The sequence below is a fragment of the Streptomyces sp. NPDC014907 genome (genome assembly GCF_055562975.1).
Genome location: NZ_JBVHEG010000005.1, coordinates 68,093 through 90,058, shown reverse-complemented (window position 1 = coordinate 90,058; position 21,966 = coordinate 68,093). Strand labels below are relative to the sequence as shown.

At 73.5% G+C, this 21,966-nt stretch carries 21 protein-coding genes; 12 read left to right on the top strand and 9 right to left on the bottom strand.

Annotated elements, in window-relative coordinates; translation table 11 throughout:
- Positions 1 to 330 precede the first annotated feature (330 nt).
- The 3 genes from ACZ3IL_RS15670 to ACZ3IL_RS15660 all read left to right on the top strand — a co-directional run bounded on the left by ACZ3IL_RS15670 (position 331) and on the right by ACZ3IL_RS15660 (position 2,760).
- Entirely contained in the window at positions 331 to 1,434 is a 1,104-nt protein-coding gene (locus ACZ3IL_RS15670; RefSeq protein ID WP_467390609.1) for a hypothetical protein, read from the top strand.
- A 28-nt stretch (positions 1,435 to 1,462) separates the two neighbouring features.
- Complete coding sequence (locus ACZ3IL_RS15665) at positions 1,463 to 2,326, top strand: DUF3592 domain-containing protein (RefSeq protein WP_467390607.1); 864 nt, start codon at positions 1,463 to 1,465, stop codon at positions 2,324 to 2,326.
- Between the two features lie 155 nt (positions 2,327 to 2,481).
- On the top strand, positions 2,482 to 2,760 hold the full coding sequence (locus ACZ3IL_RS15660; RefSeq protein ID WP_467390605.1) for a GlsB/YeaQ/YmgE family stress response membrane protein: 279 nt from the start codon (positions 2,482 to 2,484) through the stop codon (positions 2,758 to 2,760).
- Between the two features lie 99 nt (positions 2,761 to 2,859).
- Here ACZ3IL_RS15660 and ACZ3IL_RS15655 read toward each other — a convergent pair whose 3' ends face one another.
- The 3 genes from ACZ3IL_RS15655 to ACZ3IL_RS15645 form a co-directional block, all read right to left on the bottom strand.
- Complete coding sequence (locus tag ACZ3IL_RS15655) at positions 2,860 to 4,020, bottom strand: oxygenase MpaB family protein (RefSeq protein WP_467390603.1); 1,161 nt, start codon at positions 4,018 to 4,020, stop codon at positions 2,860 to 2,862.
- A gap of 63 nt (positions 4,021 to 4,083) precedes the next feature.
- The gene (locus ACZ3IL_RS15650; protein ID WP_467391332.1) at positions 4,084 to 5,139 is read right to left on the bottom strand and encodes a polyprenyl synthetase family protein; all 1,056 of its coding nucleotides are present in this window, start codon (positions 5,137 to 5,139) and stop codon (positions 4,084 to 4,086) included.
- Complete coding sequence (locus ACZ3IL_RS15645) at positions 5,132 to 5,416, bottom strand: polyprenyl synthetase (protein ID WP_467390601.1); 285 nt, start codon at positions 5,414 to 5,416, stop codon at positions 5,132 to 5,134. The genes ACZ3IL_RS15650 and ACZ3IL_RS15645 overlap by 8 nt, the downstream gene beginning before the upstream one ends.
- Before the next feature lie 364 nt (positions 5,417 to 5,780).
- Here ACZ3IL_RS15645 and ACZ3IL_RS15640 point away from each other — a divergent pair, with 364 nt between their 5' ends.
- Positions 5,781 to 6,548, top strand: coding sequence for a YqjF family protein (locus tag ACZ3IL_RS15640; RefSeq protein WP_467390599.1), 768 nt, complete (start codon positions 5,781 to 5,783; stop codon positions 6,546 to 6,548).
- Positions 6,549 to 6,660: 112 nt separating this feature from the next.
- On the opposite strand, the gene ACZ3IL_RS15635 is transcribed toward ACZ3IL_RS15640, so the two are convergent.
- Together ACZ3IL_RS15635 and ACZ3IL_RS15630 are read right to left on the bottom strand one after the other, a co-directional pair.
- Positions 6,661 to 7,053 (bottom strand): VOC family protein, encoded by a 393-nt coding sequence (locus ACZ3IL_RS15635; RefSeq protein WP_467390597.1) that lies wholly within the window; start codon positions 7,051 to 7,053, stop codon positions 6,661 to 6,663.
- Positions 7,050 to 7,343: an ArsR/SmtB family transcription factor gene (locus tag ACZ3IL_RS15630; RefSeq protein WP_467390595.1), complete on the bottom strand. Its 294-nt coding sequence runs from the start codon at positions 7,341 to 7,343 to the stop codon at positions 7,050 to 7,052. The genes ACZ3IL_RS15635 and ACZ3IL_RS15630 overlap by 4 nt, the downstream gene beginning before the upstream one ends.
- Positions 7,344 to 7,474: 131 nt before the next feature.
- Between ACZ3IL_RS15630 and ACZ3IL_RS15625 the strand changes: the two genes are divergently transcribed.
- The 3 genes from ACZ3IL_RS15625 (at position 7,475) to ACZ3IL_RS15615 (ending at position 11,439) form a co-directional block, all read left to right on the top strand.
- Positions 7,475 to 8,275: an alpha/beta fold hydrolase gene (locus ACZ3IL_RS15625; RefSeq protein ID WP_467390593.1), complete on the top strand. Its 801-nt coding sequence runs from the start codon at positions 7,475 to 7,477 to the stop codon at positions 8,273 to 8,275.
- Positions 8,275 to 9,597, top strand: a complete 1,323-nt coding sequence (locus ACZ3IL_RS15620) for a PP2C family protein-serine/threonine phosphatase (protein WP_467390591.1) — start codon at positions 8,275 to 8,277, stop codon at positions 9,595 to 9,597. Before ACZ3IL_RS15625 ends, ACZ3IL_RS15620 begins: the two co-directional genes overlap by 1 nt.
- Positions 9,598 to 9,774: 177 nt before the next feature.
- Positions 9,775 to 11,439 carry a PP2C family protein-serine/threonine phosphatase gene (locus ACZ3IL_RS15615; protein ID WP_467390589.1) on the top strand — a complete coding sequence of 555 codons (1,665 nt, stop codon included), beginning with the start codon at positions 9,775 to 9,777 and terminating at the stop codon, positions 11,437 to 11,439.
- A 174-nt stretch (positions 11,440 to 11,613) separates the two neighbouring features.
- Here ACZ3IL_RS15615 and ACZ3IL_RS15610 read toward each other — a convergent pair whose 3' ends face one another.
- Positions 11,614 to 12,699: a Gfo/Idh/MocA family protein gene (locus ACZ3IL_RS15610; RefSeq protein ID WP_467390587.1), complete on the bottom strand. Its 1,086-nt coding sequence runs from the start codon at positions 12,697 to 12,699 to the stop codon at positions 11,614 to 11,616.
- 165 nt (positions 12,700 to 12,864) lie between these two features.
- On the opposite strand from ACZ3IL_RS15610, the gene ACZ3IL_RS15605 reads away from it, so the two are divergent.
- Complete coding sequence (locus ACZ3IL_RS15605) at positions 12,865 to 13,608, top strand: GntR family transcriptional regulator (protein WP_467390585.1); 744 nt, start codon at positions 12,865 to 12,867, stop codon at positions 13,606 to 13,608.
- A 17-nt stretch (positions 13,609 to 13,625) separates the two neighbouring features.
- Here the strand turns inward: ACZ3IL_RS15605 and ACZ3IL_RS15600 are convergent, their stop codons facing one another.
- The 3 genes from ACZ3IL_RS15600 to ACZ3IL_RS15590 form a co-directional block, all read right to left on the bottom strand.
- Positions 13,626 to 14,270 (bottom strand): DUF47 domain-containing protein, encoded by a 645-nt coding sequence (locus ACZ3IL_RS15600; protein WP_467390583.1) that lies wholly within the window; start codon positions 14,268 to 14,270, stop codon positions 13,626 to 13,628.
- Positions 14,258 to 15,232, bottom strand: coding sequence for an inorganic phosphate transporter (locus ACZ3IL_RS15595; protein WP_467390581.1), 975 nt, complete (start codon positions 15,230 to 15,232; stop codon positions 14,258 to 14,260). The genes ACZ3IL_RS15600 and ACZ3IL_RS15595 overlap by 13 nt, the downstream gene beginning before the upstream one ends.
- A 94-nt stretch (positions 15,233 to 15,326) precedes the next feature.
- Entirely contained in the window at positions 15,327 to 16,604 is a 1,278-nt protein-coding gene (locus tag ACZ3IL_RS15590) for a phytase (RefSeq protein WP_467390579.1), read from the bottom strand.
- Positions 16,605 to 16,893: 289 nt separating this feature from the next.
- Between ACZ3IL_RS15590 and ACZ3IL_RS15585 the strand changes: the two genes are divergently transcribed.
- From ACZ3IL_RS15585 to ACZ3IL_RS15570, 4 genes are all read left to right on the top strand, one after another.
- Positions 16,894 to 18,093, top strand: coding sequence for an ABC transporter substrate-binding protein (locus ACZ3IL_RS15585; RefSeq protein ID WP_467390577.1), 1,200 nt, complete (start codon positions 16,894 to 16,896; stop codon positions 18,091 to 18,093).
- A 66-nt stretch (positions 18,094 to 18,159) separates the two neighbouring features.
- A complete protein-coding gene (locus tag ACZ3IL_RS15580; protein ID WP_467390575.1) occupies positions 18,160 to 20,016 on the top strand; it encodes an ABC transporter permease in 1,857 nt (618 codons plus the stop codon).
- 6 nt (positions 20,017 to 20,022) lie between these two features.
- On the top strand, positions 20,023 to 21,174 hold the full coding sequence (locus tag ACZ3IL_RS15575) for an ABC transporter ATP-binding protein (RefSeq protein WP_467390573.1): 1,152 nt from the start codon (positions 20,023 to 20,025) through the stop codon (positions 21,172 to 21,174).
- Positions 21,162 to 21,947, top strand: coding sequence for an HAD family hydrolase (locus ACZ3IL_RS15570; RefSeq protein ID WP_467390572.1), 786 nt, complete (start codon positions 21,162 to 21,164; stop codon positions 21,945 to 21,947). Before ACZ3IL_RS15575 ends, ACZ3IL_RS15570 begins: the two co-directional genes overlap by 13 nt.
- Positions 21,948 to 21,966: the final 19 nt, after the last annotated feature.

Sequence of the window (21,966 nt, the reverse complement as noted above, 5' to 3'; positions counted from 1 at the left end):
GCACGGTCTTTGACAACGTTGTCTAGCCGGGTGGTCCGGTTCAGCCGGCGTTCAGTGGGGGAGCGGCGGCGGAACAGGCGCCCGCGCCCGCCGACCGGGGGTCCGCGTGTGCGGAGACCTCCGGCGGACCGTCGGGCCGCCGCCCGGCCGACATGGGCCGCTCGCCCGGCCGACACGGGCCGCCGCTCGCCCGGCCCACACGGGCCGCCGCCCGGCCGACACGGGCCGCCGGGCCGGCGGTTCCGAGTGCGGCCCGGCGCGGTCCCGTCGCGCTCACGAGACCGTTCCGGGGTCTGTCCGCCGTCCTCCACGGCGTGCACAATCATCCGCATGGTGACCACCGCGGGCGCGCCGCCCACGCACGGCACGCCCACGCGCCTCGCCCTCGGGTTCCTGACGGGCGTCGTCGTCGGGGCGTCGCCGGCCGGTTTCGTCGCCGGCTGTGTCCTCGGGAGGGCGCCGCTGATCGTCGCGGGCCTGGCCCTGCCCGCCGTGTACGGACTGGTGTTCTTCCTCGCGGGAGCGCCGCGCCGCGCCCGGGAGGCGGCCGTCGCGCCCCGCACGGCGCTCGCGGTGATCGAGAGCCTGGAGGCGGACAGGGGCGAGGACAGCGACGTACCGGTGCGGTTCGTGCTGACCGTCGTACCGGACGACGCGCCCGCGTACCGCGTGGAGATCCGGCAGGACCTGCACCTCTCCGAATTCCCCGACCACAGGCCGGGCGGCACCCTGGTGGTCGAGTACCCGCCCGGCCGCCCGTGGCGGGTGCGGATCGTGAAGCGGCCGACGCCCCGGTGGGAGGAGCGGGCGGCCGGGGCCGTCCTGGAACCGGCCTCCGGTCCGGTGATGAAGGACGACGTCCCGGCGGACTCCGCCCGGGGCTTCCTCACGCTCCTCGGCCTGCTGCTCGGCGCGGCCGCCGTGCTCCTGCCGCTGCGCGCGGACCTGTTCGGCCCCGGCGGGGCCGGCGCCTCCCCGGAGCCGTCCGTCTCCGTCTCGGTCTCCGTCTCCGCCTCCGTCTCGGTGTCCACGACCGTCGTGACCTCGTCGACCGGCACGGTCGTCCCGGGGCCGGGCCGGTCGATGCTCGACCGGGGCGAACTGCGCAGGGCCCTCGACTCGCTCGCCGGGAGCGGGGGCGGCCGCCGGGCGCTCGCCGTCGTCGTCCAGGAGCGCCTGCTGACGGTCGTCTTCGTGCCCGACGGGACCCGGGCACCCGGGTTCGACCCGCGTTCCCTGCCCCACGAGCGCCTTCCCGCCCTGGTGGAGGAGGCCCGGGCCACCCTCGGCGCCGGTGCTCCGGGCACCTGGCGGATCACCGCCGACGCCGTCACCGGCTCGCTCGTCCTCAGGGTCTCCGTGACCGGCGAGGGGGGCACGAGATCACTGGAGGCGGACGGGCGGGGGAGGGTCCTGCGGCGCACCGCCGGATGACCCGAGGACTCGTGGAAGGGGGGGGACCGTGGACTGGCACGACTGCCTGGTGCTGTGGTGCGCGGCATGGAGCGTGGTGGCGCTGGTCGGTTACGGGCGTTCGCTGGCCGGGACGACCGGGGCCCAGCGGACGGTCCGGCTGACGGGGCGGATCGTGCGGGTGCGCGCACCCCGGCACGGCGGCTCCCGGAGGGGCGGGATACCGGTGGTCGTCTCCTACCGGGACCCGGTCACCGGCCAGGAGGTCGTCGTGACGAACGACGGCGACCGGGGCGAGCCGATCACCGCGGCGTGGACGGGTCGCGAGATCGGGGTCAGCCATCCGCGGGGCAGGCCGCACGCCTACCGCTTCTCCTCCGCCCCCGAGAAGCCGAGCCGTGGGCTCGGTCCGCCGAACTTCGCGGTCTTCCTGGTCTACGCCGGGCTGGTGGCCCTCCTCGCGATCGACCGGGGCTGGCCCTGGGCGCTGATCGGGTCCGGCGGGCCGTGGGCGGTCGTCGCCGCCGCCCACCTGCCCGGGACCGTACGCGCCGGAAGCCGTCGCGCCGCCCGGCTGGCCGCGATGGACACCGCGCGGGGCCGGATCGTCGCGGTGCTCAAGGACGTCAGCACCGACCTGGAAGGCTACACCTCCACCACCCTCACGCCGGTGGTGTCCTTCACCACCCGGGAGGGGGCGGTGGTCACGGCCCACTGCGACCCGGCGTTCCCGCGTCCCGCCGACGCGTACGGCCGGGACGTCACGGTCCACTACACCCCCACCGACCCGGCCGACTTCATCCTGGACCGCGCGGCCGAATCGTCTTCGGGGAAGCTGGACGTGACGATCCACGCCGTCGTGGTCCTCGTGCTCGCGGGGACGGCCGCGGCGGGAGCGGTCCTCCTGCGGTGAGCCCCGGCGGCGCCCTCCCGCCCCGGTGGGGGTTTCTTTGTGGTGGGGGTTTCTCCGTAGCGGAGTGTTTCTTCGTGGTGGGGGTGTTTAGGCGGGCGGGTTCGGTGCAGACGATGAACTGACACAGTCTTTATGTGACAAAAGGGAGAGTCGTCATGGGCATCATCGCGTGGATCCTCATCGGTCTGATCGCCGGCGCCATCGCCAAGGCCCTGATGCCGGGCAAGGACCCCGGCGGCATCATCATCACCATGCTCATCGGCATCGCCGGCGGCCTCCTCGGCGGCTGGCTCGGCAAGGTGATCTTCGGTGTCGACTCCGTCGACGGCTTCTTCGAGATCTCCACCTGGATCGCTGCCATCGTCGGCTCCGTCATCCTCCTCGCCCTCTACCGACTGGTCACCGGCAACCGGCACACCCACCGCCACGCCTGACCCGCACCCCACACACCCCGCACCACCACCGACGGCTCCCCTCCCACCCCCGGGACGGGAGCCGTCACCACACCCACACCCACCCGACACACACCCGCATCACCCCACCACCGCACCCGGCGGAACCCACCGACCACCACCCGACACACCCCCCGAAACACCGAAGTCCTTCTTCAGCTCTTCGGGGATGGCGTAGTGCATGACGCGGCCCCGCGTCAGGGAGGACAGTTCGAGGACGGTGGTGAGGTGGCCGAGGCGGTCCAGGACCCAGGCGCCCAGCGGTGAGCTGTCCTCGATGCTCTCCAGGACGCCCAGCAGGCCGGGTACGGCCTTGACGACGCCGTCCCACGCGGTGCGGGGGACCCGGAGCCAGTCGGCGCAGGTGTCCCCGATCAGATAGCGGATGAGGGCGGAGACGACGGGGTCGAAGAAGGTGCCGGGGACGACCTCCTCGTAGAGGTCGATCAGCTGGCGGGTCAGATGGGCGCCCTCCTCGGAGGGGCCCATGTGACGGATCATGTACAGGTCGAGGAACTGCCGGCCCTCCTCCAGGGTCCGGGGCACGGCGTCCTGGTCGACGCCGAGCATGGCGCCGACCACGCGCCAGGCGTAGAAGTAGGCCTCCGCGCCCTCGACCGACATGTGGATGCCGAGGCGGTGCAGGCTGTCGAGGACGAGCAGGGAGAAGAACATCTGCCCGCCGATCACGTCCTCCTGGCAGATCGGCGTCCCGAGCGCGGCGGTGTCCCAGAGGCCCTCCCGCTTCAGGTGGTGGCGGATGGAGGCGTGCAGCAGGCGGACCTTCTGCGCGGCCGGGACGAAACGGCCGCCGGCCTCGAAGGCGTCGGGCTGCATCAGGTAGACGGTGAACTGGCCGGTCTCCGCCATCCGCTTCGACGGGTAGTTCAGGCCGTGGGTGGCCGACAGCAGCTTCGCCACGTGGGGGACGACGTAGCAGGCGGGCATGGACGCGAAGGACAGCGCGGTGGAGATGTGCACGTTGTTGTCGATGAAGAACAACCGCGCCTTCTCCATCTCCTCCCAGTCCACCCAGTCCGGCGCCGCGCCGGTGGCCCGGAGGTATTCGCGGGCGACGTCGGGCAGGCCTTCGGGCAGGGGGGCGCCCGCGGTGGAGACGTAACGCATCAGGGCGTTGAACCTGCCCACCTCCCCCCGTTCGAACAGGGTGGCCACGACGGCGTCGGCGAGTTCGTCTCCCGACTGGCGCAGGGCGTCCATCGACGCCCGGGTGTGGATCATCAGACAACGTCCTTCTCTGCGGGCCCCGCGCGGCGGCCCGTGGCGCCGCGGCGGGGGAGGGGGTCAGTGCCGCCGGTCGGTGGCCGACCGCGCGAGGTCGCTCAGGGCCCGCCGGGCGTGCGCGGGCACGTCGAGTCCGGACAGGACGTGAAGGGCCTCCCGTACGCGCGAGCGGATCATCTCCTCGACCCGTTCGGGCGCTCCGAGGGTCACCAGCAGCTCCCGGAAGCGGATCAGGTCCCGGTGGTCCGCGTCCCGGCGTCCCAGCACCTCCCGCAACCGGTCGCGCTGCACGGGCGTGGCGGCCCTCCACGCCTCGGCCAGCAGGGCGGTGGGACGGTTGCCCCGGACGTCGTCCAGGCCGGCCTTGCCCGTGCGTTCCGGCTCGCCGAACAGGCCCAGCAGGTCGTCGCGGAGCTGGAAGGCCTCCCCGAGCGGCAGCCCGTACGCGGACAGTCCCTCCCGCAGGCGCGGCGCGGCCCCGGCGAGCAGGGCGCCGATGAGCAGCGGGTGCTCCACGGTGTACTTGGCGGTCTTGTAGCGGATCACCTTCAGGGAGGCGTCCGTGTCCGGAAGGGCGCCGGTGCGCAGGATCTCCAGGCACTCGCCCGCGATCAGTTCGCGCGCCAGGTCCGCCCACAGCGGCCGGGCGCGCGCCAGGTAGGCGGCGGGCAGGCCGCTGGTGGCGAACAACTGCCCCGCGAGCGCCATCAGGTGGTCGCCGACCAGCATGGCCAGCGCGCGGGCGTCGGCGCACGCCCGGGGCCGTCCGGCCAGGGGGGCGCGCAGGGCGACGTGGACGGTGGGCCGGTGGTGGCGCAGCGGACTGTCGTCGATGAGGTCGTCGTGGACGATCGCCGCCGCGTGGACCAGTTCCATCGAGGCGGCGGCCCGCAGGAGGGCGTCGCTGTCGGGCTGTCCCGCCGCCCGCCAGCCCCAGTGGCAGAACGCCGCCCGCAGCCGTTTCCCCCGTCCGGCCGCGCACCGCAACTGTTCCGCGACGGGCTCCAGGAGGTCGTCGATCGCGCGCAGGCGCTCGGCCTCCTCCGCCAGGAAGGCGCTCAGGACGTCGTCGACGCGCGCCCTGAAGGCGGCGGCCCGCTCCTCCTGGTCAGACATCGTCACCGGCGGCTTCGCGCCGGCTGAGCACGTGCTGGGCGAGCACTTCCAGGTGCGCCGGGGAGGTGGCCGCGTACCGGTCCAGGGCGATCCGGCCGCGGGCCGTCAGGTCCTCTCCCGCCTCCCGCACGAGGTCGGCGCCGTCGGCGCGGCGCAGCAGTTGCCGGAGCGTCCCGGCGGCCGAACCGACGGTGCTCACCGCCAGATCGACCAGGCCCGCCGCGAGCAGGACCGCCTGCTCGTCGAGGCGCCGGCCCGGTCGTGGAGCTGGCGTCATACCCTGAACCCCCGTGATCGCGTGTGTCGGACGGCGGCGCCGGTGCGCGGCGCCGCTGCCCCGATCATGGAGCCGTCCCGCCGCGCACCCGCCGGATGCGTGCCCTCCGTACCGCAACGAGTGACACGGGGAACACCTGTCCCGGGCCGATGCCCGCCGGTGTCCCCGGTGCGCGTACCGGACGGTACGGCGGGCGGACGGGCGGGTCCGGAACGTCCCGCCGCCACGTCCGCGCCCACGGCCGCACCCCGCCCCCGTGACCGGGACGGGCGGGGCCCCGGCGGACGCCCGTACCCCCGGCACGGGACCGCCGCGCACCCCCACCGCCCCGGCTCCCCGGAGGGCGCCGTGCCATACTGGCGCGATGCCGTCGCCGGACCCGGCCCCCGAGCCCCTATCGGCCGACCCGCCCCGCGCGGGGGGCCGGGCCCTGCTCACCCAGTCCTGGCTCGACCTGACCTTCCTGCACTGGCCGGCCGATCCGTCCGCCGTCGCGCCGCTGCTGCCCGCCGGCACCGTGCCGGACACGCTGGAGGGCCTCACCTACGTCGGACTCGTCGCCTTCCGGATGCACCGCGTGGGATGGTTCGGCCTCCCCGGCGTCCCCTACCTCGGGTCCTTCCCCGAGACCAACGTCCGCCTGTACTCGGTGGACGCCCACGGCCGGCGCGGCGTGGTCTTCCGCTCCCTGGACGCCTCCCGGCTGATCCCCGTGGCCGTCGCCCGGACCGTGTTCCGCCTGCCGTACTTCTGGTCCGGGATGAGCGTGCGCCGGGAGGGGGACACGGTCGCCTACACCAGCCGCAGGCGCCTGCCCGGCCCCCGGGGCGCGCACAGCCGGATCGCCGTACGGGTCGGCGCCCCCCTCGGGGAGCCGACCGCGCTCGAACACTTCCTGACCGCCCGCTGGGGCATGCACCGCCTGTTCTTCGGGCGGGCGGCCTACCTGCCGAACACCCATCCCCGCTGGCCCCTGCACCACGCCGAACTCCTCCACTGCGACGAGGACCTCGTGGCGGCGGCCGGGCTCCCCGAGCCGGTCGGGGAGCCCGTGAGCGTGCTCTACTCCCCGGGCGTCCCGGTCCGCTTCGGACGCCCGCCGCGCGCCCCCGGCGGCATCCCCACCCCCTGAACCACCGGACGCGCGCGGCCCGTTCCTCCCCGGGGAGCGGGAGCCGCGGGCGCGCCGTCGCGGGCGGCCCGGCGGCCGGGTCGCCCGCGACGGCCGAGGCCGCCGGTCCGGGTCAGGCGTTGGGGTGGACGATCTGGATGAGGTTGCCGCAGGTGTCGTCGAACACCGCGGTGGTGACCGGGCCCATGTCGGCCGGTTCCTGGGTGAACTCCACGCCCCGCCCGCGCAGCCGGGCGGCCTCCGCGTGCACGTCGGCGACCTCGAAGGAGGCGGCCGGGATGCCGTCCTCGACCAGCGCCCGCTTGTACGGCGGGACCGCGGGGTGGCCGGACGGCTCCAGGAGCAGCTCGGTGCCCCCGGGGTTCTCGGGCGAGACGACGGTCAGCCACCGGGCGCCGCCGCCGAGCGGGACGTCGTTCTTCTTCACGAAGCCCAGCACGTCGGTGTAGAAGCGCTCGGCCTCGTCCTGGTCGTCGACGAACACCTGCGTCAGGTAGATCTTCATGTTCCGGTCTCCGGTGTGCGGGGCCCGAGCCATCGGGCGACGATCTGCTCGAGCGGTTCTGGGGTGAGGTCGTGGAACTTGTAGCGGCCCTCGCGCCGCGTCCGCACCAGCCCGGCGGCCTCCAGGACGGCGAGGTGCTGGCTGATCGCCTGGCGCGACGATCCCAGTCCGTGTTTCGTGGAGAGCCGCGCGCAGATCTCGAACAGCGTCTGGCCGTTCCGCTCCGTCAGCTCGTCGAGGATCGTCCTGCGGGTCGGGTCGGACAACGCCTTGAAAACATCGTCTGCCACCCCTCCACCATAGGCAAGCATCGACTTGCCCATCAAGCCGGGCGGCGCGGACCGCGGCCCGGGACCCCCCTCCATGACCGGCGGCCCGGTCCGGACGCCCCGCCTCCACGGCCGAATGGGAGGATGGAGACGTGGACATACGCAGCAGGAACAACGTGACGGTGACCGGACCGCCCACCGGGCCGACGGTCGTGCTGGCCCATGGTTTCGGTTGCGACCAGAACATGTGGCGCCTGATCGTCCCCGCCCTCGCGGAGCGTCACCGGGTGGTGCTGTTCGACTACGTCGGCTCCGGCGGGTCGGACCTCTCGGCCTGGAGCGAGGAGCGCTACGGGTCGCTCGACGGCTACGCCCAGGACGTGGTCGACGTCTGCGACGCGCTGGACCTCGACCGGGCGGTGTTCGTGGGGCACTCGGTCAGCGCCATGGCCGGGGTGCTGGCCGCACGGGCGGCGCCCGCCCGGATCGGGGCGCTGGTCATGGTGGCCCCCTCGCCCCGCTACATCGACGACGCCGGATACCGCGGCGGGTTCGACGCCGAGGACATCGACGAGCTGCTCACCTCCCTGGAATCGAACTACCTGGGCTGGTCGTCCGCCATGGCCCCGGTCATCATGGGCAACCCGGAGCGCCCCGAACTCGGGCAGGAGCTGACCAACAGCTTCTGCGCCACCGACCCGGACATCGCGCGCGTCTTCGCCCGCACCACGTTCCTGTCCGACAGCCGCCGGGACCTGAAGGACGTGACGGTGCCGACGCTGGTGCTCGAATGCGCCCAGGACGTCATCGCCCCCCGCGAGGTCGGCGCGTACGTGCACGCCGCGATCCCCTCCTCCCGCCTGGTCACCCTGGACGCCACGGGCCACTGCCCGCAGCTCAGCGCACCGGAGGCCACCGCGGGGGCGATCCTGGACTTCCTGGAATCCCTGTGATGTGCAGGGTGGGCGAGGAGCCCGAACGGCCGGGGACCGACACCGGCGCGGCGTTCATCGCCCTGCTGGAGGACAGCGCCGAGGAACTGTACGAGTCCGCGCCCTGCGGGTACCTCTCGACGCTCCTGGACGGCACGATCGCCAGGATCAACACCACCCTGCTGGACTGGCTCGGCATGGAGCGCGGCGCCGTGGTGGGACGGCTGCGCTTCCCCGACCTGCTCACCGTCGGCGGCAAGCTCTACCACGAGACCCACTTCGCCCCCCTGCTGCGCATGCGGGGCAGTCTGAGCGGCATCGCCCTGGAGATGAGGACCGGGACCGGCGGCCGGCTGCCGGTCCTGGTCTCCTCCACCGTCAAGCACGGGGACGGGGGCGAGCCGCTGCTGATCCGCACCACCGTCTTCGACGCCTCCGACCGCCGCGCCTACGAGGAAGAACTCCTGCACCGCAAGAAGGAGGCGGAACAGGCCCGCGCCGAGGCGGAACGGGCCCGCGCGGAGGCCGAACGGGCCCGCGCGGAGGCCGAGGAGGCGCGCCGGCGGGCGGAGGCGGACCGGGCACGGCTCACCGACGCCCTCGCCGTGCTGCAGCAGTCCCTGCTGCCCGTCTCGCTGCCGGCCGTGCCCGGCCTGGAGGCGGCCGTCCACTACCACACCGCCTCCGCCGACCGCCTCGGTGGCGACTTCTACGACCTGTTCCCCATCGACGGGACCCGCTGGGGCTTCTTCCTCGGCGACGTGTGCGGAAAGGGGCCGCAGGCCGCGGCCGTCACCTCCCTGACCCGCTACACCCTGCGCGCCGCCGCCCTCCACGACCCGGAACCCTCCGCCGCCCTCGCCACGCTGAACACCGTCCTGTACGAGCGGTACGCCGCCGGCGGCGACCCCCGCTACTGCACCGCCGTCTTCGGCGTCGTCGACACCGGCGCGGACCCGGGCCGCCCCGTCGTCCGCCTCGCCTCCGGCGGCCACCCCCCTGCCCTGGTCCTGCGGGCCGGCGGACGCGCCGAGTTCCTGCCCACCCCCGGCGGCCTGCTCGTCGGCATCCTGCCCGACGCCCCCTTCGTCACCGCCGAGACCGTCCTCGCGCCCGGCGACACCCTCCTCCTCTACACCGACGGTCTGACCGAGGCGCGCACCGGACCCACCCGGGACAGCCTGTACGGCGAAGACGCGCTGCGCGCGTTCGCCACCGCCCACGCCCCCGCGGGTCCCCGGGAGGTGGTCACCGCGCTGACCGGGCTGCTGGACGGGTTCGGTGACGGCCTCGACGACGACACCGCGCTGCTCGCCCTCGGCGTCCCCGCCCCCGCCGCCTGACCCCCCCGGCCCCGGAGACCGGCCCGGCGCACCGGGGCCGGCGCGCCGGCGTGTGAGGAAGTCGACCGAAGCCGATTCGGCGTTGCACCCGGCCGGGGGATGCGCAATGGTTGTAGGAGGCAATCTTTTTCGAACGGCAGAGAGGTGGTGGGGTGCGCACGATGCGTCCCCCGGCTTGTGATCCCTTCCCCGGGAACCCCTGACAGTCCGCGCGGCGGTGGCGTTCGCACCGGCCCGGCGTGGAGAGACGCCCCCTGGCCCGTCCTCGTCGCCGACGCGGACGGGAACGTCGTCGAGACCAACGAGGCCGCCTGCCGTCTGCTCGTCCGGACCGCGGAAGACGGCGGCAGTCCGGCGGTCCGGGGCCTGCCGGACTGGCTCGCCCGGTCCCACCGGCGCCCCCGGCCGGCCGGGGAGCCGCCGGACGCCGTCTCGGGCACGGTGGCCGGCCGCGCGTTCGAGGCGCACCCCTCGCCCGGGGAGGACGGGCGCGTGGTGTGGTGGCTCGTGGAGAACACCGGCCCGCGCACCACCGAGCGGGCGCTGCGCGGCGAGCGCGAGCGCACCGCCCTCCTCGCGGACGTCTCCGGCGCGCTGTTCTCGTCCCTGAACGCCGAACGGTGCGCCGAGGTGACGGCCCGCACGGCCGCGGACCACCTCGCCGACACGGCCGTCGTCGTCATCCCCGCCCAGGGGCGCCGCCACACCCTGACCCACGCGCGGGCGGGCGGCGGCGTCACCCGGCAGGTGGTGGCGCTCGACACCGGGACGGTCCCGGGCCTCACCGAGGCGCTGCGGGGGCTGCCGCCGGTGCCGACGCGGTGGATCGACCCCGAGGACATCCCCGAGGGAGCGGTGCCGCCCGGTCTCACGGGCCCCGCCGGCTCGGTGATCGTCGCACCGCTGCCCGGGCACGGAGCGCTGGTCCTGCGGTCCGGCGGGCACCGGACGTTCACCGACGCCGAGGAGGCCTTCGCCCGGCTGTTCGCCGCGCGCGCCGGCGCCGCCCTGTCGGCGGCCAGGCTGTACGCGGAGCAGACGTCGATCACGGCCACGCTGCTGCGCGAGCTGCTGCCGCCCCGGCTGGGACGGGTGCACGGGGTGGAGTACGCCGGCATCTACCGGACCTCGCAGGAGCACGAACGGGTCGGCGGCGACTTCTACGACGTCCACCCCGGCGCGGACCCGTCGAAGGAGACCTTCGCCGTCCTGGGGGACGTGGCGGGAAAGGGGCTGGAGGCCGCCGTCCTGACGGGGAGGATCCGCAGCGTGCTGCACGCGCTGCTGCCGCTGTCCGGGGACCACCAGCGCGTCCTGGGCCTCCTCAACGACACGATCGTCAACTCCCACCACACCCGTTTCGCCACCCTGGTCCTGGCCTCCGTCCGGCGCCGGTCGGATCTGGTGCGGCTGCGGCTGACCAGCGCCGGGCACCTGCCCCCGCTGGTCATCCGCGCGGACGGGCGGGTGGAGGAGGTGGCCACCGGCGGCACGCTCGTCGGCGTCCTGCCCGAGGTCCGGGCGCGGAGCGCGGAGGTCACCCTGGCACCGGGGGAGACGTGCCTGCTGTACACGGACGGGATCACCGAGGCCCGCGGCGGGCCGCTGGGGGACCGGCTCTACGGCGAGGAGAGGCTGCGGGAGGCGCTGGGGGAGTGCGCGCGCCTGCCGGCCGAGGCCGTGGTGGAGCGGGTCCAGATGCTGGCCGCGCAGTGGCTGGGCGACGGCCGCCACGACGACATGGCCACCCTGGCCATCACCAACCCGGTCGGCGGGCCCGGGGCGCCGCACCTCCCGGACGGCGAGGAGGACTTCCGCCCGCGCCGGGAGGAGCGGTGGTGACCTCCGGCGCGGCGCGCGCCGCCGGGTACCGGAACGGTCGCGGACACCGGTGACCGGGCGGGGACCGGCGGGGGCGGTCCGGCCCCGTACGGACGCCGGCTGCCCCGCCCCCTCGGTTCCGCCCGCCCCCGGCTCGACCGCCCCCGCCCCCGGCTCGACCGTCCTCGCTTCCGCTCACCCCTCGCTTCCGCTCACCCCCTCGGTCCCGCCCGCCGTCCGGGAGCCTTCGCCGGACGGGCCCCCGTGCGGTCCGGCGGCCCCGGCCGGACCGGCCGCGTCCACCCGCACCGGGCGTCCCGTCGCCCGTGAAAGCGCGGCCGCCTCCGCGACGGCGAGGGCCGAACGCGCGTCCCGGCCGGTGCAGGGGCTCGGGCGCAGCCCGGCGACCAGCTCCGTGAACGCGACGAGTTCCGCCCGGTAGGCGTCCCGGAAGCGTTCCATGAAACCGGGGTACGGGGTGCCGGAGGCCCGGCCGGGGTCCTCGGCCGGGGTCAGCGGGGCGTGCTCGGTCAGGCCGGCGACCAGCGAGCCCTTCGAGCCGCAGACCTCCAGCCGCACGTCGTAGCCGGCGCCGTTGTAGCGGGTGGCGGTGCAGACGGCCAGCGTCCCGTCGTCCAGGGTGAGGACGCTGACCCCGGTGTCGATGTCGTCGGCGGCTGCGAAGAAGTCCTCGCCGCGGTTGGCCCCGGTGGCGTACACCTCGACGACCTCGCGCCCGGTGACCCAGCGGACGGCGTCGTAGTCGTGCACCGAGCAGTCGCGGAAGATGCCGCCGGAACCGGGGACGTAGGCGGGCGGTGGCGGGGTGGGGTCGGCGGTGCAGGCGCGGAGGGTGTGGGTCCAGCCGAGGCGTCCGCTCGCGACCGCCTCGCGCAGTTCCCGGTAGCCGGCGTCGAAGCGGCGCTGGAAGCCCACGTGCAGCGGCACGGCCGAGCCGGCGAGGGCGTCGAGCACCGCGTCGGTCTCCGCGAGGCCGCCGGCGACCGGCTTCTCGCAGAAGGTGGGGAGCCCGGCGCGTCCGGCCGCCAGGATCAGGTCCGCGTGGGTGGAGGTGGGGGAGGCGATGACGACCCCGTCGAGGCCGGCGCCGAACAGGCCGTCGAGGTCTCCGGCCACCTCGCCGCCGGTCCGGTCGGCGACCGCGCGGGCGGAACGCTCGTCGGTGTCGTGCACGACGAGGCCGTCGACCGCGGGGAGGCCGACGAGGGTCGCGGCGTGGAAGGCACCGATCCGGCCCGTGCCGATGAGTCCTATGCGCATGCTGGATGAGCCTTTCGTACGGGAGGAGAGGGCGTCCGGGGACGACCACCGACAGGAGTGACTCCGTATTGTTATTACATAAGGACGTGAGAATATGCGGATGTACTCAACTCAGTAGAACGCGGCATAGTATGTGTGCGCACGAGCCGCGCCCAGGAGGGTGACGTGGAGCAGGTCGCGAAGTTGATCAAAATTGACCGGAGCAGCCCGGTCCCGTTGTACTTCCAGTTCGCCCAGCAGCTGCAACAGCTCATCGAGAACGGTGTGCTGCCGCCCGGAACCAGGCTGAGCAACGAGATCGCCATGGCCGAGCAGTTCGGGCTCTCGCGGCCGACCATGCGCCAGGCCATGCAGCACCTCGTCAACAAGGGCCTGCTGGCCCGCAAGCGCGGGGTGGGCACCCAGGTCGTCACCAACCGCATCCGCCGGCAGATCGAGTTCTCGAGTCTGTTCGACGACCTGCAGCGCGACGACCGCCATCCGCACACCGAGGTGCTCTCGCTGGAGAGCAGGCCCGCCGGGACCGAGGTCGCCGCCGCCCTGCGGCTCGACGAGGGGGCCGCCGTGCTGGTGGTCGAACGGCTGCGGTTCGCCGACGGGCAGCCCATAGCGCTCATGCGCAACCACCTGCCGGCCGGCCGCGTCGAACTGACCGCCGAGGAGCTGGCCGAGACGGGCCTGTACCAGCTGCTGCGCCGGTCCGGCATCGACCTGATCACCGCCCAGCAGACCATCGGCGCCCGCCGGGCCACCCCTGCGGAGGCCGCGCTCCTGGAGGAGTCCCGGGGCGCCACCCTGCTCACCATGACCCGTGTCGCCTACGACGGGAACGAGGCGCCGGTCGAGTACGGCACGCACGTCTACCGGGCTTCGCGCTACTCCTTCGAGATGACGATCGCCGCACGCTGAACCGTCCCGCCCCGCCATCAGTGGCCCCGCTTCAGCAGGGCGTCGGACAGGTCGGCCGCGGCCGTGTTCAGCCGCAGGCCGATGACGTCCTGCCGCCGCAGCAACTCGCGGCGGGGAAGCGTCTCGGCCCGCGGCTCCTCGCGGAACAGGGCGGCGAGCGCCTCCTGGTACTCCCGGCGCACCCGGCCGGCCGCCTTGCGGGCGGCCAGCGCGCCCTCCTGCACCAGGCGCGGGTCGTCCACCAGGTGGGCGACCGCGTTCCGCAGCTCGGTCAGGCCGTCGCGCACGGCACCGAGCGTGGTGAGGTCCGCCGGATCGCCCGGCATGCCGAACAGGTCGGTCTCCCGCACCAGGTCCCGCAGGTTGTCCAGGATGTCGTCGACCGAGCGGGAGAAGCGGTACAGGTCCTCGCGGTCGATCGGCGTGGTCAGGGAGGCGGCCAGTTCCGCCACCAGGGCGGCCCGCCGGCTGTCCCCCTCGTGCTCGACCTCCCCCATCCCCGCCCGCGCCACGGCCGGCGGGACGCGGCCGGCGGCCAGGTCGGCGGCGAGGTCGACACCCTTGAGGGTGGCGTCCAGCTGGGAGGTCAGCAGATCGAGCGTACGGCGGTACGAACGCCCGGACAGGTCCCGCAGGACACGGCGCAGGTTCACGGCGACCACGTGATGACACCCTTCAGGAACAGGCCGGCCAGCGTGCCGGCGGCGAAACTGCCGGGCAGCGTCACCAGCCAGGAGACGAGCAGGGGGAGGGCGTACTGCCAGCGCACCCGCCGGCCCCCTTCGCTGGCGCCGGTGCCCACAAGGCCGCCGGCCACGGACTGGGTCATGCTCACGGGCATGCCGAGTCCCGCGGAGGACAGGACCGCGGCAGAGGAGGCGAGTTCGGCGGACAGCACCTGCCAGGGCCGGGTGACGACCAGCCGGCTCGTGGCGCCGTGGGCGACGCGGCGCAGACCGGCGAGCGCGCCGGCCGCGAAGACCGCGGCGATCACGAGGTCACCGGCCTGCGAGGAGCGGGAGATCAGGGCGTCTCCCGTGAAGGCCACGGCGACCACGGCGAACATCTTCTGTCCGTCGTTGGCCGCGTAGGCCAGGCACTGGGTGCCGAACGCGACCAGTTGCAGGCCGTGGACCAGACGGGGCATGCCGCGCATCGCGGGGACGCGGCGCGCGGTCCGGCCGATCAGCCAGCCCGCCGCCGCCCCGACGAGCGGCGCCGCCGCCGCGACGAGCAGGATGACGCCCAGCAGCCCCCAGGCGGGCCGCACCCCCAGCGCCACGTCGGCGCCGGCCAGCCCGCCCAGGGTCGCCAGCGTCAGCGACGTGGGCACCCCCGCCCGGGTCAGCAGCAGGACGAGGACGGTGGCGGCGCCGGCGCCGGCGAGGAAGACGAGCCGCGCCGTCCCGGGCGGCCCCTCGCCCAGGTGGCCGGTGAAGGTCCGGGCGACGGCGAGACCGAACAGGCTCGGCCCCAGGCCGACGGCCGCGGCGAGCAGCGCCAGTACGAAGGCGATCGACCGGCCGCGGTGACGGACGGCGAGCGCCAGGAGCGCCCCTCCGTCGTTGGCGCCGCAGATGAAGACGAAGGCCACGGCGGTGACGCACAGGGCGACGGTGACCATCGGGGGTCCCTCCCTACTGGACTGGTCGGCCGGGCGGACTGCCCTCGGCGGGGCGGGTCCCGGACGCCGGGGCGTCCGGGACCCGCCTTTGCGCTCAGTCCAGGCCGGCGGCGTCCAGGACCTGACGCAGGTCGACGAACTTGTAGTTGGTGTTCTCCCGGTCCCCGTCGGCCGGCGCGTTGTGGCCGTCCTGGGCCACGAAGAGCCCGCCCGGGAAGGCGCTGCCGAGCGGGGTCCCCAGGGCGGCTATCCCGTCGGTCTCCTCGGAACCGTCGACGGTGCCGCCCGCCGCCAGGCGGAAGGAGCCCTCCCACTCGTCGTCGTCCGAGGTGTCGTACACGCTGTAGGTGTTGTCGCCCTGGCTGGAGACGATCAGGTACTGGTCGCCGGAAGGCGCGCGGAACAGGGTCAGCCCCTCGGTGTCGGCCGTCAGGTGCTCGCCGCCGTAGCCGGGGTCCTCACCCGCCACGCACTCCTCGGTCACCGGGTCGTAGGTGGCCGGTGTGCCGAACTGCTTGGTGGTGTCCACCAGTTCGGGGTCGTCGTCGAGGTCGGCGTCGACCTTCCACACGCCGACGTCCTCCTGCCCCAGATAGGCCACTCCGCGGTCCGGGTCCACCACGATGCCCTCGATGTGCGGTCCCTCGCCGGGGTCCTCGCAGGGGCTCCACCGGCCGCCGGGGGTGTCGAAGGTGCTGGGCAGGGTCAGGGTGCGCACCTTGTGGTACGTCAGGGTGCCGCCGGTGGTGGCGGTGATCCTGAAGAGCGCCACCTCGGACGTGTTCCGCCGGCTGACCAGGGCGTAGGAGGCGCCGCTGTCGGGGTCGCGCCAGGTGGCCAGCCCGTAGGCGGTGAACTGGTCGTCCACCTCGCCCTCGGTGGCCGCGAAGGCGCGGGGGGCGGAGGGGTCGGTGACGTCGGCGAGGGGCGCGGCCGGGTTCGATCCGTCGACCCGGTACAGCCGGAGCCGGTCGCGGCCGCGGTCGGTGGCGACGGCGACCGCCGAGCGGCGGCCGTCGGGGAACCGCACGTTCGGCAGCAGGTCCACGTTGTTGTAGCGGCCGGGGGCCGCGTCGGGCCCCGGGGCGGCGGGGGCGGGCAGGCTCTGGACCAGCCCGCCGTTCAGGCCGTAGACCTGCAGGCCGCCCTCCTTGGCGGTGCCGATCACCAGACTGGCGCTCGGCCGGGCGGAGTTGTACCAGATGGCCGGGTCGTCGGCGTTGGCGTTCCCGCCGGCGGCGTCGTCGAACAGCGGCGGCGTCTCGGTCTTCGCGTAGACCGGCGGCGGGGTGGTGGCGGCGGTTGCCGTGGCGGCGGTCAGTCCCGTGACGAGCACGGTGATCGCGGCGGCCAGGCGGGTGTGGCGGCGCATGCTTCCTCCCTGAGAAGGGTTGGACAGCCGATGTTGCGGAGGACCTTACATAAGTATGTACGGACAAAGGAAGAGGTCGTCAGAGATGACCAGTTGGGGACGGGGAGGTGAAATCGAGGTGACGCACACGTGAACGGCCCGTTGTCGACTCGTCTCATCAGTATGTCTTGACATACGGCTGAATTCAGGTCGAAGCTGTCGGCCATCGACCGCCGGTCCGTACTCATCCGGTCGTCAAGTCCCTTGCATTCGAACCCGGTTGCCGCCGGGACATCGCGGGAGGTCAGGCATGACACGCCCCTCTTCCGGGTTCGGCCCTCCACGCCGCCACCGGTTCATCAGCACCGCGCTCATCGCCGGCGCCCTCGTCGCCGCCGCCGCGTGCGCGCCCTCCGGCGCCGGCGGCACCCCCGGCTCCGGCGCCCCCGCCGACACCCGGCCGGTCGTCGACGACGGCTTCGACCTGGAGAAGCTCGTCGCGGCGGCCAGGAAGGAGGGCGGCGTCACCGTCTACGACTCGACCGGCGACATCACCAAGACCGCCGCCGCCTTCACCGCCAAGTACGGCGTCAAGGCCACCGGCGTGAAGAGCAAGGTCGGGGAGACGCTGGAGAAGATGACCAGGGAGAACCAGGCCGGCAACGTCACCATCGACGTCACCAACTACGAGGACGGCCCCTCCCTGGTCGGCCAGTTGCTGGCGCGGAAGGTCGTCTACACCTACATCCCCGGCCCCCTCGCCGGCGACATCCCGTCCGCCGGGCAGAACCCGCTGCGGGTGCTCTCCAAGGGCAACCTGTGGATCTACAACCCCGAACTCTTCCCCGGGGGCTGCCCCGTCGGCAACGTGTGGGACCTGGCGGACCCGGCGTGGAAGGGGAAGGTCGCCCTGCAGGACCCGCTGGGCAAACCGAACATCGTCGAGTTCTTCAACCAGCTGAAGACCAGGGGCGACGGCGAACTTCGGCAGGCGTACCGGGCCAAGTACGGCAAGGACCTGCCCGCGGGCGACTCGGCCGCCGAGACCTGGGTCAGGGGCCTGGCGAAGAACGCCCCCGTCATCACCTCCTCCGACGACGACGCGGCCGCGGCGGTCGCCGCGCCGAACCAGAAGGAACCCCGCATCGGCCTGGTCTCCAACGCGAAGTTCCGCGACGCGAAGGACAAGGGCTACCACATGCGCGTCTGCGCCGGGATGCGGCCCTGGGCGGGCTTCCAGTACCCCAAGTACTCGGCCATCGCCACCAAGACCGGGCACCCGAACGCCGCCAAGCTCTTCGTCCACTTCATGCTCACCCAGGAGGGGATCGACACCCAGCTGGCCAACGGCGGTCTCCCCGGCAACCCGAAGCTCAAGCCCGGCGCGTTCATGCCCTCCGGCCTGACGGACTGGAACACCCAGCTGTTCGTCTTCGACCCGGCACGGCTCCGCAAGGACTTCGAGGACCTGCAGCCGATGCAGGACTTCTGGCGCCTCAACCACGGCTGACCGTCCGCCGGTCCGGTCCTCCGGGACCGGGCCGGCCCGCACCCGGACACATTACGGAGACCGCGCATGGCCGCCGCCACCCGTCCCCCCGCCGACGCACCACCCCCTCCGCACGACAGTCCGCCCCCGTCCCGGCCGAACCGGCTGCGCTACCGCCTGAGCGTCGTGCGGCACGCGCCGACCGGACCGCTCGGCGTCCTCCTCATCACCGTCCTGCTCTACCTGGTCGTCGCCCCGCTCGTCGCGGTCCTCTCCGACTCCACACGGGTGCAGATCGGCGACGAGGGCCAGGCCCGCCAGGACCCCGGCTCCCTCACCGGCTACTACCTCTGGCGGGTCTTCCGCTCACCGGTCGCCGAACTGCTGTTCTGGAAGCCGCTGCTGCACACCGTCGTGGTCGCCCTCGGCGTCACCGTGTTCGCCGTGCTCCTCGGCGGCGCCACGGCCTGGCTGCTGACCCGCACCGACGTGCCCGGCCGCAGATGGCTGTCCACCGCGCTGGTCGTCCCGTACATGCTGCCCTCCTGGACCTTCGCGCTGGCCTGGCTGGCCCTCTTCAAGAACTCCTCCTCCGGCGGCCAGATCGGCATCCTCGAGGCGTGGGGAGTGCACACCCCGGACTGGCTGGCCTACGGCCAGGTGCCGATCATCATCTGCCTGGGCCTGCACTACTACCCGTTCGTCCTGCTGCTGTTCGGCAACGCCCTGCGCCGCATAGACAGCCAGCTGGAGGACTCCGCCCGCGTCCTCGGTGCCGGACGGCGCACCGTCGCCGCCCGCATCACCCTGCCCCTGATGCTGCCCTCGCTGTCGTCGTCGGTCCTGCTGGTCTTCGGCCGCATCCTCGGCACCTTCGGCACCCCGTACATCCTGGGCCTGCCGGTCAACTACGACCTGCTGTCCACCTCGCTGTTCCGCGCGGTCAACAGCCAGCAGCGCGGCGTCACCGCCGTGCTGGCCGGCGTCATCGTGGTCATCGGCATCCTGGCCATCGTCGTCGACACCCGGCTCGCCCGGGAGGCGAAGCGGTTCGTCACCGTGGGCGGCAAGGGCGCCATGGACCGCCGCGCCCCCCTCGGCCGGTGGCGCCGGCCGGCGTTCTGCGCCGCGCTCACGGTGTTCGCCGTCGCCGTCCTCGTCCCCGTCACCAGTCTCGCGCTGACCACCGTCACCAAGACGCCCGGCGTCTTCCGCGCGGACAACTTCACGCTCAAGTACTGGATCGCCGATCACCTGGAAGGGACCCCCGGCTTCCCCCAGGGCGTGCTGCGCAGCACGCAGCTCTACGAGGCCGCCTGGAACAGCCTGCGCATCGTCGGCCTGGCCTCCCTCGTCTGCGGTGTCGTCGGCCTCCTCATCGGGTACGTCGTGGTGCGCGCCGGCCACAGCCGCGTCGGCACCCTGCTGCGCCAGATCAGCTTCCTGCCGTACATGGTGCCCGGGATCGCCTTCGCCGCCGCCTTCCTGTCCCTCTTCGCCGTGCGCCGCGGACCGGTGCCGGCCCTGTACGGCTCGATCAGCCTGCTGGTGATCGTGCTGGCCGTGACCCACCTGCCGTACGCCTCGCGGTCCGGCATCAGCGCCATGACGCAACTCGGCCGCGAACCGGAGGAGGCCGCCCAGATCTCCGGCGCCGGCTGGTTCACCCGGCTGCGCCGGATCGTCATCCCGATCCAGCGCGGCGCGCTCGTCACGGGCGTCATCCTGCCGTTCGTGTCGGGCCTGAAGGAGCTGAGCATCGTCATCATGCTCACCACCTCCGGCACCGAACTGCTGACCACGCTGTCGATCAACCTCGTCGACTACGCGTACGACCAGATGGCCAACGCGGTGGTGCTGGTCATCGCCCTGGTCTCCTTCCTCGCCACGTACCTCACGCAGCGCCTGACCAAGACCAACCTGTCGTCCGGACTCGGAGGCTGACCCGCCATGCCGACCATCACGCTCACGTCGGTGCGCAAGAGCTACGGCTCCGGCCCGCCCGCCGTCGACAACCTGGACCTGGAGATCCCCTCCGGCTCGTTCACCTGCCTGCTCGGTCCCTCCGGATGCGGCAAGACCACCACCCTGCGCATGATCTCGGGGCTGGAGACCCTCGACGCCGGCAGCATCACCGTCGGCGGACGGACCGTGGACTCCGTCCGCGACGGCGTCTTCGTACCGCCCGAGAAGCGCGGCATGGGCCTCGTCTTCCAGAACTACGCGCTGTGGCCCCACCTGACCGTGGCCAAGAACGTCGAATTCGGCCTGAAGGTCCGGAAGACCGGGCAGGCGGAACGGACCGAACGCGCCCTCGCCGCCCTGCGGATGATGCAGATCGAATGGGCCGCCGGCCGGTACCCGGCGGAGCTGTCCGGCGGACAGCAGCAGCGCGTCTCCCTCGCCCGCATGCTCGCCGTCAACCCCGACGTGCTCCTCCTCGACGAGCCGCTGTCCAACCTCGACGCCCAGCTGCGCCTCGACATGCGCGCCGAACTGAAGCGCATCCACGACGAGACGGGCCACACCATCGTCTTCGTCACCCACGACCAGCTGGAAGCCATGACCATGGCCACCCACGTCGTGGTCATGGAGAAGGGCGTCGTACAGCAGATGGCCCCGCCCATGGAGGTCTACTCCCGCCCGGCCAACACCTTCGTGGCCCGCTTCGTCGGCAGCCCCCCGATGAACCTCTTCGACGTGGGCGACGACGCCTTCACCGGCGTCGTGCGCGCGCGGGTGGAGGAGGAGCGCCCCGACCTGGCCGGCCGGACGGCCACCGTCGGAGTGCGGCCGGAGGCCCTGCGCCTGCTCGGCGACGCCGAACGGACGACGGGGGCGGAGTTCGTCTTCGAAGCCGTCGTCAAGGCCGCGCTGCCCACGGGTTCCAGCACGACGGTACTGGTCACGGCCGTGGACACCGAGCTGTACCTCCTGGCGTACGGCAAGGTGGACGCCGCACCGGGCACCACCGTGCGCTGCGCCGTCCGCCCGGCCGACCTCCACCTGTTCGACGAGGAGGGCGGCCGGCTGCCCGACGCCGCGACCCCCGTACCGGCACCCGCACCGACCGAGGAGAACGCCGCCCCATGGACCAGCTGACCCGCCCCACGACCCTCCTGCTGGACTTCGGCGGAGTGGTCGTGACCACCGCCGGCCGTCCCTCGTGGGCCCGGGAGATGGCCGCCGAACTGCACGACGCGCTGACCGCGGCCGGCTGCCACGGGCTGACCGCCGAGCACATCGAGGCCGACCTGAAGGCCGGCTCCGCCGCCGACTCGCACTGGAAGAACGCCATGAGCCGGCCGTCCGCACCGCGCGAGATGACGCACCGGCGCTTCTGGACCGAGTTCGTCGCCGCCGACTGGCCCGACTCCGCGCTGGCCTGGGTCACCGCCCACGCCCAGCCGCTGTGCCACCGGCTCGGCCGGCTGAAGCAGGACCGCACCACCCGGCCGGGCGTCGGCGAACTGCTCGACACCTGCGACGAGTACGGCATCAGGGTCGGCATCGTCTCCAACGCGCTGGCCGGGTCCGTGCACCGCGCGTACATGTCCGAGCACGGCCTCGACAAGAGGGTGGCCGTGCAGGTCTACAGCGACGAGGTCGGTGTCCGCAAACCCAACCCCGAACTGATCCGCATCGCCGCCCGCGCCCTGGCCACGGAGCCGGCCGCGTGCTGGTACGTGGGCGACAACTACGACCGGGACGTACTGTGCGGCCGCCGCGCCGGCGTGGGCGCGGCCGTCCTCATGGAGGCCCGCGGCACCTACGACCGGCCCTACGTCGTACAGGCCGAACCGGACAGGGTGGTGGCCGACCCGCACGAGCTGCGCCGTCTGCTGACCGGCGCCGTACCGCCCGAGGGCCGATGAGCACCCCCTCCCGCACCCC

Bases quoted from the DNA above. Each gene is read 5' to 3' on its own strand.
- ACZ3IL_RS15670 (WP_467390609.1), top strand. From the start codon at position 331: ATGGTGACCACCGCGGGCGCGCCGCCCACGCACGGCACGCCCACGCGC.
- ACZ3IL_RS15660 (WP_467390605.1), top strand. From the start codon at position 2,482: ATGGGCATCATCGCGTGGATCCTCATCGGTCTGATCGCCGGCGCCATC.
- ACZ3IL_RS15655 (WP_467390603.1), bottom strand. From the start codon at position 4,020: ATGATCCACACCCGGGCGTCGATGGACGCCCTGCGCCAGTCGGGAGAC.
- ACZ3IL_RS15650 (WP_467391332.1), bottom strand. From the start codon at position 5,139: ATGTCTGACCAGGAGGAGCGGGCCGCCGCCTTCAGGGCGCGCGTCGAC.
- ACZ3IL_RS15645 (WP_467390601.1), bottom strand. From the start codon at position 5,416: ATGACGCCAGCTCCACGACCGGGCCGGCGCCTCGACGAGCAGGCGGTC.
- ACZ3IL_RS15640 (WP_467390599.1), top strand. From the start codon at position 5,781: ATGCCGTCGCCGGACCCGGCCCCCGAGCCCCTATCGGCCGACCCGCCC.
- ACZ3IL_RS15635 (WP_467390597.1), bottom strand. From the start codon at position 7,053: ATGAAGATCTACCTGACGCAGGTGTTCGTCGACGACCAGGACGAGGCC.
- ACZ3IL_RS15620 (WP_467390591.1), top strand. From the start codon at position 8,275: ATGTGCAGGGTGGGCGAGGAGCCCGAACGGCCGGGGACCGACACCGGC.
- ACZ3IL_RS15610 (WP_467390587.1), bottom strand. From the start codon at position 12,699: ATGCGCATAGGACTCATCGGCACGGGCCGGATCGGTGCCTTCCACGCC.
- ACZ3IL_RS15595 (WP_467390581.1), bottom strand. From the start codon at position 15,232: ATGGTCACCGTCGCCCTGTGCGTCACCGCCGTGGCCTTCGTCTTCATC.
- ACZ3IL_RS15590 (WP_467390579.1), bottom strand. From the start codon at position 16,604: ATGCGCCGCCACACCCGCCTGGCCGCCGCGATCACCGTGCTCGTCACG.
- ACZ3IL_RS15585 (WP_467390577.1), top strand. From the start codon at position 16,894: ATGACACGCCCCTCTTCCGGGTTCGGCCCTCCACGCCGCCACCGGTTC.
- ACZ3IL_RS15580 (WP_467390575.1), top strand. From the start codon at position 18,160: ATGGCCGCCGCCACCCGTCCCCCCGCCGACGCACCACCCCCTCCGCAC.
- ACZ3IL_RS15575 (WP_467390573.1), top strand. From the start codon at position 20,023: ATGCCGACCATCACGCTCACGTCGGTGCGCAAGAGCTACGGCTCCGGC.
- ACZ3IL_RS15570 (WP_467390572.1), top strand. From the start codon at position 21,162: ATGGACCAGCTGACCCGCCCCACGACCCTCCTGCTGGACTTCGGCGGA.